The organism is Paraliobacillus ryukyuensis, from assembly GCF_003315295.1.
Classification (GTDB): domain Bacteria; phylum Bacillota; class Bacilli; order Bacillales; family Amphibacillaceae; genus Paraliobacillus; species Paraliobacillus ryukyuensis.
This window is the reverse complement of the sequence record NZ_QNRI01000002.1, coordinates 77,914-90,535: the sequence shown is the minus strand read 5'-3', so window position 1 is coordinate 90,535 and position 12,622 is coordinate 77,914. Positions and strand designations below refer to the sequence as shown.

Below are 12,622 nucleotides of genomic sequence, written 5' to 3'. Positions count from 1 at the left end.
GGGGTTTTACAGTGAAAGCAGTAGTTATTAATCAATATGGAGATAGTAATGTTTTAGAAGAAATGGAGCTTTCCAAACCAACTCCTGATGAAAATCAAGTATTAGTGGAAATATATGCAACTTCTATTAATCCGATTGATTGGAAATTGCGTAGTGGATATCTAAAAGATATGCTACCACTTGAATTCCCTATTATATTAGGATGGGATTTAGCAGGAAAAGTTGTTGCGACAGGAGATAAGGTCGAAAATTTTCAAATAGGAGATGAAGTTTTTGCTCGACCAGCCACCAACAATCGCGGAACTTATGCAGAATATGCGGCGGTTGATGAACATTTATTAGCAAAAAAACCTGCTAGTTTAACTTTTGAACAAGCTGCATCTATTCCGTTAGCCGGCTTAACCGCTTGGCAATGTCTAGTGGATGTAACAAAAGTGAAGGCTGGTGAAAAGGTATTAATTCAAGCTGGTGCAGGTGGTGTAGGTAGTCTTGCTATTCAAATTGCTAAGTCTATCGGTGCTTATGTAGCCACTACAGCTAGTGCAGATAATGAAGCTTATGTAAAAGAATTAGGTGCTGACCTGTTTATCGATTACCGTAAAGAAAACTTTGAAGATGTATTAGCAGACTACGATGTTGTTATTGATACAATGGGCGGTGAAATCCTTAATCGCGGATTCACCGTTTTAAAACCAGGCGGACGAATTGTTACTATTTCAGGCCAACCTGACCAATCATTAGCTGATAAATACCAAGTAGAAGCAAACGGCTATTGGTTAAATCCTGACGGCACACAACTTGGAGAATTGGGTGAATTATTAGAGAAAGGTGATGTAAAACCACAAGTTGGTCATACCTTCCCATTCTCAGGCGAAGGACTCAGAAGAGCGCATCAATTAAGCGAGACTCACCATGCTAAAGGAAAAATTGTAATTAACATGAAATAAGAATATACTGAAAAACGCATGAGCTTAGTTAAGCTCATGCGTTTTTATCCATTCTATAACTTTTGCTGCTTCCATCGGCTTACTAAAATAGTAACCTTGGAATAAGAAAGAAGATGCAATCTCTTGTAAATACGTAACCTGTGTTTTTGTTTCTACGCCTTCAATGACTACTTGTAACCCTAAAGATTGCCCCAAATTAATAATTGCTTTTAGGATATTTGCGTCTTTTTCTGATTCTGGGACACGATCGACAAATGACTTATCAATCTTCAAAGTTGTAATAGCCATTTGCTTAAGATATGACAACGAAGATAATCCAGTACCAAAGTCATCAAGCGCAACAGAGAACCCTAATTCACGAAATTGACTGATGGAATGGTTTGCTGTCTCAATTGAACTAACAAAACTCGTTTCCGTTACCTCTAGCTCAATTTTTGCATTGATATTATAAGTTGTCTTCATTTGGGTTAATTTTTCTAACAACCGCTGCGAACTTACATAATCACCTGGAATATTAATCGCTATATTAATTGAACAACGTAATTCCTTATTCCATTCTAGTAATTGTTGGTATACTGTTTCGATTACCCAATCGGTCAAATCAAAAATACGATTGCTATGTTCAAGAATAGGGATAAAAACACCTGGCGATAAAAAGCCAAATGTGGGATGCTCCCAGCGTACCAGAGCTTCAAACCCCTTTACTTTTCCATCGTCTGAACTTACTTTTGGTTGATATACCAAAAACAACTCGTCTGCCTCCATTGCCTGATCAAGATCTTCACTAATCTTTTGGTCAAAAGAAAACCGATGAATAGCAGGGTCATAACGAACCACCTCTTGCTGAAACATGGTAGATGGATGTTCAAATACAGTTAAGGCATCATTATATAGTTTATTGACATCTACACTATCTTCAATACAAGCAATCGAACAAGATGATTTTAATTCCAATAATTCACTGTCTGCGAAAGTTAACCTCTTCCAACGCTTAGCAATATACGCCATCTCCTCCTGCAATAGCGACAACTGATCATCACGATGCGTTAGGAATGCAAATCGATTGGATTCCATTCGATACAATGTGACAGAAGGTATGCGAACCATTCGCAACGTCTTCGCAATAAATTGCACCAATTTATCACCCGTTTCATACCCGTATTCATTGTTTACTTTATCAAGATCATTAATTTGCCAAACTGCAATCGCTTGACTATTCCTATTTTTTTGTAATTCTCGTTCGTAATAGCGTCCATTCGGTAGTCTAGTCTCTAGATCAAAAAAACGCACACGATAATCAATATAACGATCAAGAAAAATAGACACTAAAAATAATAATAATAATATAAATACGGAAACAAACACACCAGCTATTAGTAAGTTCATATCCATATGCCACGCTTGATGATGGCTGGAAATGTATTCGGTCGGAACATAAAACTTCGTGCCAAACATACCGACATAATGCATCGATGAAACGGCAACTGCGAGTAATACTGCTATTCCTGCATTAACCCATGCGCGCTTCCTTCTTTCTTGTAAAGACGAAAGAATGTAAATAGCGATAAAAGAAACCACAATCGCAATAATAATTGATAGGACAAAAATCTCAAGCGTATAAACCATCTTCGCTTCCATAACCATCGATTCCATTCCGATATAATGCATCGATGAAATCCCTAATCCCATAACAATAGCTGACCCTATGTTTAACCATGGCGAACGATTGTTCCGATTCACCAAATAAAAAGCTAAAAAAGACGCCCCAAATGCAGGAACGATAGATAGGATGGTTAGCAAGTGGTTATAACTCATTTTCAAAGGCATCATAAATGCACTCATGCCAATAAAATGCATGGCCCATATGCCAATTCCCATCGCAATAGATGAAAAAAGTATCCAAATGCTTTTACTAAAAAAACTGTGTTGAACAATACGCTGATTGGAAGTTATTGCAACATAAGCTGCAAACCAAACAATCGCTATGGATATAAGGACAATCACCCATTGATAATGACCTTCCAGCACAACGTAATAATTAGGATCTGGCTGTTTAAACATTGGAGCAACTCCTATTTTAAAAATGTTATTATTATAGTTATCGGAAAAAATTCACTTATTTCAAGGAGTAGACGTACATGATAACACTTTTTTACAATAAAAAATAAAAGGAAGCAACCATTTTATGTGAGAAAAAAATAGTTGCTTCCTTTTATTTTATTCTATACCTTCAATTTCTTTAATGTCATCCTTGATTTCTTGTGATACATCTTGCCCACCAAAAAATTCACCTGAGAGTTTCGTTAATGTTCCATCATTTTTCATTTCTTTTACTGTTTCATCTATCTTATCAGCAAGTATCTGGTCTTCTTTCGGTGTTACGACGCTGACTGTTTGTGGATGAAACTTCAAGTCTGGATGTAGCTCAATATCCAATTCAGGGAAAGCTTTTAATGCAAGCGACTGTAAATAATAATCATTGATAATGACATCTGTTCTTCCATTAGCTACATCTCGCAAATAAACATCATTGGTTGCATTTCCATATGTTTTAACTTCAGCGCCATATTTACGAGCGATATCACTATAAACAGTTGTTGCAGCGCCACCTGCTACTTTACCTTTAAGATCTTCTAATGATTCGATGCCCGAGTGATCTTCTGAGCGAACAATCATGGTGGAATATGAATATTTAAACGGTTCACTAAAATTAAATTTTTCTTTACTTTCATCTCTTGGTCCAGCCATCACCACATCTACACGTCCCGATTGTAAGGCAGCCATTTTGGAATCAAAAGACATGATTTCAAACTTTGATTCCAATCCTAGTCGTTTAGCGACTTCCCTGATCACTTCAACATTATAGCCTGTAATACGATCAGAACCTTCTGGATAGTAAGAAGCCGGATACAATGTTCCTGATGTTCCAACAACCAATTTTCCAGATTCTTCTACGTCTTTCCATTTGCTATCATCTATGTTTGTGGTTGTCGAATTTTTGTCTGTAGTTCCACAACCAGAAATAATCATAAGAGATACAAACAAGACAAATACCCCTATTACCTTTCTCACATACATCACCCTATATTATTTTTTATTTCATTAAGAATATAACAGATCTATTCTATTGTAGCAATAATTTTATAACTGTATCACTCATTTCTGTAAACTTGTACTATTATTAAGCCTGCTTTTTTATCTTTAGACACAGATCAAGAGGGATAGGTAATTTGTCTCTTCGTTAAACTTTAAATTGCCTAATTTGTTGCGTTAATTGCTCTGCTAATTGAGATAATTCTTTCGAACTAGCTGCTATTTCTTCCATGGAACTAGCCGTTTGTTGTGCGGAAGCCGCTGTTTCTTCAACACCTGCTGCTGATTCTTCAGCTACGGATGAAATATCTTCTACCGACTTTCTCATACCATTCCCATTTTTCGAGATATCTTGCAAATCTGCAGATATGTTTTCGATTCGATTAACCATGTTAGACATAGATTCCCCAATTTCTTCAAATGTTTGACCTGTTGTATTGATTTGTTTTGTACCTTCATTTACTTGTTGATATCCTGTTTCCAGTGTAACAGCTACGTTATTCGATTCTTGTTGTATACCGGTGACAATTCCAGTGATTTCTTCGACTGAAGACGCCACTTGTTCAGCAAGTACACGAACCTCATTCGCAACAACAGCAAATCCTTTTCCATGTTCTCCAGCACGAGCTGCTTCTATTGCCGCATTCAAGGATAGTAAGTTTGTTTGATCGGCAATCCCTTTGATAACATTTATTAGTTTCGTGATTTGCTTCGATTGCTCGTCTAATCCTTTTACTTTTTGCACTGCATCTTGAACAATACTATCGATGGTTTCCATTTGATTAATGGAGGAATTCATCAATCGACGTCCTTCAGCTGTTTTAGACTGTACTTCTGCAGATAACCTTAAGACAGCTTGACCACTATCGTTGGCTGACTGGACTTTAGTTGTATAACTATCAATCGTTTCTGTTAGTTCCATTGCACTGTTCGCTTGTGCATCTGTCCCACTTGATAGTTCTTGCATCGAAGTAGATATTTGTTCACTTCCGACTTTAATTTCATTCATTGACTCTGTTAGTGAATCACTATTACTAGAGACTTTTTTGGCTGCTTCGCCAACATTTGTTATCACTGTTTTTAAATTTTTTTGCATCGCTTGCATTGCTTGTATTAGTTTGCCAATTTCGTCATTATATTTCACTTGCAATTCATTTCCTTGCAAATCACCTGCAGAAATTTTTCCTGCTACATAAACCATGTGTTTCAATGGTTTAGTAATTAAATAATTAAATAAAAACAATCCCATGACACTTATCGCTATAATAATAATATTTGAAATTAGTAATTGGAGTTTCAGATTTCCTACCTTTTTATTTGCAAAAGTTTCATACATAGAAACAGCACGATTCATTTCTGAGACTAAATTCATATTATTGTCTAAAATATATGCTACAGCTTGGTCTACATTCCCATTGTCATTTGCTATCATTTGTAAATTTTCTTTAAAAGGTTGCCAAAGTAATTCTACACTTTGTAGCTGATTAGCAACTTCTTCAGAAGGCATTTTCGGTAAGCCCAAAGATTTACTACCACCCATAAGTCCTTCTATAGCTTCATCAAACATATTGATTGTTTCAACAAGATCATCCGCAGAACCATTTCCATCAGAAACAATCAATGCTTCTTTACTCATCTTTTGGATTAGCATTCTTTGTTTTCCTGCTACATTAATAATGGTTGCATCTGTCTCCTGTTCTGTCAGAAACATATTCGTAAAAAAGAAACTTACACTACTAACCACAACCAGTATTCCAAAAAAAGTTGCCAATTTCACACCAATACCCAAACTCAAGATTTTCTTCATTGTTTACCACTCCAGATCAGCACATTTTTGTGATGTTTATCACAATATTATTATCGACATAATTTGGAGAATTTTTTAATAAAAAATAAACTATCAGAACAGTTGATTAATTCTAATAGTTTATTTTATACAAACGGTATTTATCGAAAAAAAAATAATAAGTTTTTACTTAGGTATGTTGCTGTTCAAATTTCTTCATAAATGCAATTAAAACTTCTACCCCTTCTATTGGCATGGCATTATAAATACTAGCTCGCATCCCGCCAACCGAGCGATGCCCTTTTAAAGTGTGTAAACCCGCTGCTTCTGCTTGTTTGATGAATGCTGCTTCTAGATCTTTATTCCCGTCCACTGTAACAAACGGAACATTCATTAGCGAACGACTTTCTGGTGAAACAGGTGCGGTAAATAGTTTTGACGCATCGATGTAGTTATAAAGCATAGCAGCTTTTTCACGATTCACTGTTTCTATTGCTGATAAACCTCCTGCTTCTTTAATCCATTCAAAGACGAGTTTTGCCATATAAATCGCAAACGTCGGTGGTGTATTATATAATGAATGACTATCACGATGCGTTTGATAATTAAACATCGCAGGTGTATCGGCCGGCGCGTGACCAATCAAATCATCTCGAACAATAACAACGGTCAGGCCCGCTGGAGCAATATTTTTCTGTGCACCAGCATAAATCAAGCCAAACTTAGACACATCGATTTCTTCAGATAAAATACTTGATGACATATCGGTGACGAGCGGTACATCTCCTGTGTCTGGTATCTCTTTAAATACCGTTCCTTCAATCGTATTATTCATCGTGATATGCACATAATCAGCTTTCGGATCGATCATGCTTTTCTCTACTTTTGGAATGTAGGTGAAATTTTCATCTTCAGAAGAAGCGATGATTCGAACATCTCCCAATTTTTTGGCTTCTGCAATTGCTTTTTTTGACCAACTACCGGTGTGCACAAAATCAACTACCTTACTCCCTGTCATTAAATTGATTGGAACCATCGCAAATTGTTGGGAGGCACCACTTTGCAAAAATAACACACGATAATTACTTGGAATATTCATTAATTCACGCAAGAGTGCCTCTGCTTCTTTAATAATATCTGTGAACAAAGCGGAGCGGTGACTAATTTCCATGACGGACATTCCAGAACCTTGATAGTTAAGTAATTCTTGTTGGGCTTTTTCTAGAACGGGTAGCGGTAACATAGAAGGTCCAGCTGAAAAATTATATACTCGTTTCATCTCATCACACCTATCCATTTTAATAAAAACTATTGTTAGAAAATCGTACATATAAATGCTTGTGAACATTTTATCAATATTATTATTTTCAATCAACTTAAAATTTTCAAAAAAATTAATTTTCGTCTAAGAATTTTCTTACTGGTTTATTCTATCGTGTTATGATAACTACATAACGAGTTTTACATAGGAGTGTTTTTTATGCTGACAATAATTTTTGACGTTGATGATACACTATATGACCAATCTAGACCCTTTAAAATAGCAGCGCAAGCTTTTTTTGATAGAACCTTTACCGAAGAAGAGCTACACGAGCTTTATATTAGCAGTCGCAAGTTCAGTGATGAATTATTTCATCAGAGTACTACTGGCGAAGTATCGGTAGAAGATTTGCAAGTTTATCGCATTACTGAAGCTGCCAAGACATTTGAAATTACGTTAAATCGACAAGAGGCTTTGCATTTTCAAGCAGATTATTTAGCGGAGCTTAAGAAAATGACCTTATTTGAGGAAGTAGAACAATTACTAACACTACTCCATCAACAAGACGATATCCAATTGGCGGTGTTAACCAATGGAGAAAAGGAGCACCAAGCCATGAAAATCGATAAGCTTAGACTTGATCGCTGGATTCCAGATAATCATCTATTTATTTCAGGTGCACTGGGTGTAGCTAAACCAGATAAAAGGGTCTTTGAAATCATTGAAGTACAACTTGGTTTAGACAAAGAAAATACGATCTATATTGGTGATTCCTTTGATCATGACATTGTTGGTGCTAAGCAAGTTGGGTGGAAAGCAATTTGGATGAATCACCGTAAACGAACAGCGCCAAGAAAGGACCTTGCACCTGATTATGAAGTCCAGCATCCGAAAGCATTGCTGGATTTATTTAAGAACGAATCGTTATAAAAAATGTAAGAATCTTCACAGTTATGCTCCCTCTTTCGGGAGCTTTTTTCGTGGTATAAGCGCTCCGGTTAATGGTTAAGTTAAGAAACGGAATACCACTAATGAAAGAGGTAGACAAATGAACATACAATCAGGAACTTATTATTGGCCAACTACCATGCCAGATGCACCTACTTATCCTACATTAACAGAAGATATAGCTTGTGACGTACTTATCGTTGGAGGCGGTAGTTCCGGTGCACAATGTGCCTATTACCTTGCTTCGTCAGGCTTACATGTTGCCTTAATTGAAAAAAACAATATTGGTAATGGCAGTACGAGTGCCAACACAGCACTCATTCAATATGCCGGCGAAAAAATGTTTATTAACTTACGAAATACATTTGGGTCCTCCTACATTTCCAAACATTTACAGCAATGTCGCCGAGCAATTAATGATATTGAATTAGCTGCGAAGCAAATCGAGTTTGACTGCTCTTTTACCAGAAGAGATTCTTTATATTTTGCAAGTTATCCAGAAGATATTGGCAGATTACAACAAGAATACCAGTTACTCAAAGAAGAGCAGTTCCAATTACAATTTTTAACTAGAAAAGATATCGAAGAACTGTACCCCTTTTCTAAAGCTGCAGCAATTTATTTTAAAAACGATGCAGAACTCAATCCGTATATTTTTACCCATGGTTTAATAAAGTACGCTATGGATAAAGGAGTGCAGGTATTTGAGCATACGAAGTTAAATGGTCATGTTTATCACGAGGATGGGGTCGAGATTCATACAGATACGGATCATGTCATCCAAGCAAAACAGGTTATTTATTGTGCTGGTTATGAAAATATGGAGTTTAAAAAAGAAAAACAAGCAACTTTTGTTAGTACTTATACAGTAACCACAGAACCAGTTGCTGATTTATCTAGCTGGCCAAATCAGACGTTGATTTGGGAAACGGCTCGCCCCTATTTATACATCCGTACAACAGCCGATAACCGCGTGATTATTGGTGGTTTAGATGATAACACCATTTATCCAGAAGACCGAGATAGCAAATTAATTGCGAAAAGAGATCAATTAATCACTGGTTTTCATAAGTTATTTCCAACTATACCGGTAAAACCCGCCTATTACCTTACCGGACAATACGGTGGCATGCGAGATGGCTTACCCATAATCGGAAGATATCCAGATGCGCCGCATAGTTATTTTTTAAATGCTTATGGTGATAACGGGACGGTTTATAGTCAATTATTATCACGGATTATTGTAGAGGATATCTTGCAAGGACCTAGTCAAGATCTCTCTTATTATGTACAAGATCGACCACTCTTAAAAAGCTAGCCACTCGCGATTCGATGTAGCTAGTTTGTTTTTATGATGTAAAAGTTTAAATTCTTGACACAACTTTGTACCGCTCTGTATAATTGCTTTTGCGCAATTGACCATCCGGTTTGTTTTTTGACCAATTGGTTAAAGCAAAGGGGGTACAGTTATTTCAAAAAAGCAAGTGATTAAAAATTCGGCTTTACAATTATTTGCAGAACATGGATTTCATCAAACGTCGGTTCAGCAGATTGCTGCGCAAGCGGGTATGTCAAAAGGAGCTTTTTATCACCATTTCGACTCTAAAGATCAACTATTTGTTGAATTAATTGAGGATCATCATCATGGGTTACTACAAACACTACATACCATCCAAAATACGAATCACCAGAGTAATCGAGAAGTATTTAAGCAGCGGATTAAAACGGAATTAGACCAAATTAAACAAGATCGCTGCATCCTACCAATTTTGTTGCAAGAAGCTTCCCAAGAGACAAACAATACGTTTGCAGAAGTGATGCAAGGCTTTCGTTTTAAATTATTACACCAACACAAGACCTATCTGATCGATGCATACGGTACCCAGACAGAAGCATCTATTTGGGATCTTACGATTATCTTAGAAGCGGTGCTAAGAGAGTATGCCTCACTTATCATTATTGATCAAATGACAATTGACTCTGAAAAGTTAGCGAATTTCATTGTCACGAACATGGATATTTTAGTTGCTAATATTGAACAACAACAACCGATTTTAACAAGCGATATGTTGGAAACGAACATCAAAAACAAAGACATGAGTGATGAAACAAAAGTACGGCACCTTCTTGATCAAATGAAGGTAATTACGAATCATTTACAGAGTGATTCGGATACAAAAAAGAAAGTGCTACAAGCACTTGAACATCTTAATGATCTTTGGCAAAACCAGCATGAAGAATATCTTATAGAAGCATTATCTTCTTATATTAAAACACAGCCTGCTTTAGAAAAACACATGCAGGAACTAGAGCAATTATTTGCGAAAAAGGGATGAGGAGGAATTAATTATGTCACAACAAGTGAATCAAACAGAAAATCTAAAAATAGGACCAATGCTGGTCGTTATGTTAGTCGGTGCATTTGTCGGCATACTAAATGAAACGTTGCTTGCTACAGCTTTACCGAGCATCATGGAGGATTTAGGCGTGACGCAAAATAAAGTACAATGGTTAACCACCGCCTTTCTATTAACCAATGGAATTATGATACCAATCTCTGCTTTCTTAATTGAAACGTTCTCCACTAGGAAACTATTTTTGACTGCTTTCTCTATCTTCGGGATAGGAACATTAATCGCTGCGATAGCTCACACATTTCCTATCTTATTAGCAGGACGTGTCGTTCAAGCTGCTGGTTCTGGTATCATGCTACCACTTATGATGACCGTTATTTTAACTGTCATTCCAAAAGAAAGACGTGGCTTTACGATGGGAATGGCTGGTATAGTTATTTCATTCGGTCCAGCGATTGGCCCTACCCTATCTGGATGGATTGTAGAACACTTCGAATGGCGCGCTCTATTTTACGTTGTGTTACCGATCGTTGTTTTGACGGTTATTTTAGCATTCTTTGCTGTTAAAAATGTTACAAGAATTTCTAAACCTAGAATAGATATCTTATCTATTTTACTGTCTTCCTTTGGATTTGGTGGATTATTATATGGATTTAGTACAGCCGGTGAAGGTGGCGGATGGTCCGAACCTAAAGTAATTATTTCTCTTATTGCTGGAGCGATCATACTTACCCTTTTTATCATTCGTCAATCAAGGTTAGAAACACCATTACTACAGTTTAAAGTATTCAAGTTCCGTACCTTTACACTAGGGCTAATCATTACCATGATTGTTATGATGTCAATGATTGGTGCAGAAATGGTGCTACCAATGTACATGCAACGATTACGCGGATTCTCACCATTAGAATCGGGGTTAATGCTTTTACCTGGTGCCATTTTGATGGGCCTCATGTCGCCTATCACAGGGATGTTATTTGATAAATTTGGTGTCCGAAAGCTTGCAGTTCCTGGTTTGGCAATCGTGGCCGCAACGACATTTGTCTTTACGAATTTAACGACAGAAACATCTTTCGCTTTCTTATCAACCATTTATGCCATTCGTATGTTAGGGCTTGCAATGGCGATGATGCCTGTCATGACAGCTGCGCTTAACGAAATCCCAGATGATTGGAATGCGCATGGTTCAGCAATGGCGAATACCATGCAACAAGTAGCCGGATCAATTGGTACTGCGATTTTATTCACTGTTTTAACAACGAGTGCCAACAATTATGAACCAGACACTGCAGCATTAGTGAATTTGTCACAAGCAGAGGCTGCCCAACAAATAACGCAAAACGCTTCATTACATGGATTTAATAATGCGTTCTTATTTGCATCCATTTTATCCATCGCAGGAATGGTTATCGCATTATTCGTTGTTGATAAAGATAAACAGAAAAAAGAAAAAATTGCCGCTTAATAAATAGTACCCGTCATTCTACCGAATGGCGGGTGTTTTGGATCTTATTATAATCGTGCTATCCTTAACAGCATACTTCTTCATCTTCCATGGCAACTAACTTTGTTTGGTACACACCAGCTTCAATTTCTGCCTGTAAAGCTGTAATATAACGCGCAATATCTTGTCGTTGGTCATTTTTTTCAGACAATGGAAAGTATACAAAACCTTCTTCTTGATGAAGCACTGTTACATGAATATCTTCGCCATCTTTATTAGCTGCCACTAATCTACATGTTTCTCCCTTTGGTGCTATTTCTATTGAGATCGCAATCTCCTCCTGATCAAAATTTCTTCCGTCAAGCTTTTCGTAAAAAATTCTAACATAAGATCTTATATTATAAAAATCGAATGAAGTCCATCCTATTAACGAATAGCGAGTTTATGCCTAATTATACCACTTTACGTTTCCCATTCGCTTTTTTCATCCGTTATACACGTAATTAGAAGAAAACACGCAGCCTATCGCTCTATTAGTCAAAAAAAGTTCAAATTTGCCCAGAAATACCGCTATCCATTGGGATTCTAAAATTTTGATAAGAGGATGACCACTAAGGGTTTTTCTTGATGACCAATACATTGATGTAAAAGATACTTTAAAACAGGGTTAACTTGAACGATGAGATCATTTTTATCCATTACAACAGCTTTTAATCATTTCGTTTATTTTTAACAATTGATTCAATTTCATAATTGCATCCACACTTATAAAACACGAACATTACATGG

10 protein-coding genes are annotated in these 12,622 nt (G+C 36.7%); 5 read left to right on the top strand and 5 right to left on the bottom strand.

Annotated elements, in window-relative coordinates:
* Window positions 1-11: 11 nt before the first annotated feature.
* Window positions 12-947, top strand: a complete 936-nt coding sequence (locus DES48_RS03760) for an NADP-dependent oxidoreductase (RefSeq protein ID WP_113866987.1) — start codon at window positions 12-14, stop codon at window positions 945-947.
* Window positions 948-971: 24 nt separating this feature from the next.
* On the opposite strand, the gene DES48_RS03755 is transcribed toward DES48_RS03760, so the two are convergent.
* The 4 genes from DES48_RS03755 to serC all read right to left on the bottom strand — a co-directional run bounded on the left by DES48_RS03755 (window position 972) and on the right by serC (window position 7,105).
* Window positions 972-3,008 (bottom strand): bifunctional diguanylate cyclase/phosphodiesterase, encoded by a 2,037-nt coding sequence (locus tag DES48_RS03755; RefSeq protein ID WP_113866985.1) that lies wholly within the window; start codon window positions 3,006-3,008, stop codon window positions 972-974.
* A gap of 156 nt (window positions 3,009-3,164) precedes the next feature.
* Window positions 3,165-4,025 (bottom strand): transporter substrate-binding domain-containing protein, encoded by an 861-nt coding sequence (locus DES48_RS03750; RefSeq protein ID WP_113866983.1) that lies wholly within the window; start codon window positions 4,023-4,025, stop codon window positions 3,165-3,167.
* A gap of 163 nt (window positions 4,026-4,188) precedes the next feature.
* Window positions 4,189-5,847: a methyl-accepting chemotaxis protein gene (locus DES48_RS03745; RefSeq protein WP_113866981.1), complete on the bottom strand. Its 1,659-nt coding sequence runs from the start codon at window positions 5,845-5,847 to the stop codon at window positions 4,189-4,191.
* A 169-nt stretch (window positions 5,848-6,016) separates the two neighbouring features.
* Window positions 6,017-7,105 carry a 3-phosphoserine/phosphohydroxythreonine transaminase gene (gene serC / locus DES48_RS03740; RefSeq protein WP_113866979.1) on the bottom strand — a complete coding sequence of 363 codons (1,089 nt, stop codon included), beginning with the start codon at window positions 7,103-7,105 and terminating at the stop codon, window positions 6,017-6,019.
* Window positions 7,106-7,306: 201 nt separating this feature from the next.
* Between serC and DES48_RS03735 the strand changes: the two genes are divergently transcribed.
* From DES48_RS03735 to DES48_RS03720, 4 genes are all read left to right on the top strand, one after another.
* Window positions 7,307-8,017: an HAD family hydrolase gene (locus DES48_RS03735; protein ID WP_079710387.1), complete on the top strand. Its 711-nt coding sequence runs from the start codon at window positions 7,307-7,309 to the stop codon at window positions 8,015-8,017.
* A 118-nt stretch (window positions 8,018-8,135) separates the two neighbouring features.
* The gene (locus DES48_RS03730; protein ID WP_113866977.1) at window positions 8,136-9,353 is read left to right on the top strand and encodes an NAD(P)/FAD-dependent oxidoreductase; all 1,218 of its coding nucleotides are present in this window, start codon (window positions 8,136-8,138) and stop codon (window positions 9,351-9,353) included.
* A gap of 166 nt (window positions 9,354-9,519) precedes the next feature.
* Window positions 9,520-10,371 (top strand): TetR family transcriptional regulator, encoded by an 852-nt coding sequence (locus DES48_RS03725; RefSeq protein ID WP_170126161.1) that lies wholly within the window; start codon window positions 9,520-9,522, stop codon window positions 10,369-10,371.
* 13 nt (window positions 10,372-10,384) lie between these two features.
* Window positions 10,385-11,854 (top strand): MDR family MFS transporter, encoded by a 1,470-nt coding sequence (locus DES48_RS03720; protein ID WP_113866973.1) that lies wholly within the window; start codon window positions 10,385-10,387, stop codon window positions 11,852-11,854.
* 64 nt (window positions 11,855-11,918) lie between these two features.
* On the opposite strand, the gene DES48_RS03715 is transcribed toward DES48_RS03720, so the two are convergent.
* Window positions 11,919-12,119 (bottom strand): hypothetical protein, encoded by a 201-nt coding sequence (locus DES48_RS03715; RefSeq protein WP_113866971.1) that lies wholly within the window; start codon window positions 12,117-12,119, stop codon window positions 11,919-11,921.
* Between the last annotated feature and the right edge of the window lie 503 nt (window positions 12,120-12,622).

Excerpts from the sequence above, each read along its gene's own strand:
- DES48_RS03755 (WP_113866985.1), bottom strand. The coding sequence starts at position 3,008 with ATGTTTAAACAGCCAGATCCTAATTATTACGTTGTGCTGGAAGGTCAT.
- DES48_RS03750 (WP_113866983.1), bottom strand. The coding sequence starts at position 4,025 with ATGTATGTGAGAAAGGTAATAGGGGTATTTGTCTTGTTTGTATCTCTT.
- DES48_RS03745 (WP_113866981.1), bottom strand. The coding sequence starts at position 5,847 with ATGAAGAAAATCTTGAGTTTGGGTATTGGTGTGAAATTGGCAACTTTT.
- serC (WP_113866979.1), bottom strand. The coding sequence starts at position 7,105 with ATGAAACGAGTATATAATTTTTCAGCTGGACCTTCTATGTTACCGCTA.
- DES48_RS03735 (WP_079710387.1), top strand. The coding sequence starts at position 7,307 with ATGCTGACAATAATTTTTGACGTTGATGATACACTATATGACCAATCT.
- DES48_RS03730 (WP_113866977.1), top strand. The coding sequence starts at position 8,136 with ATGAACATACAATCAGGAACTTATTATTGGCCAACTACCATGCCAGAT.
- DES48_RS03720 (WP_113866973.1), top strand. The coding sequence starts at position 10,385 with ATGTCACAACAAGTGAATCAAACAGAAAATCTAAAAATAGGACCAATG.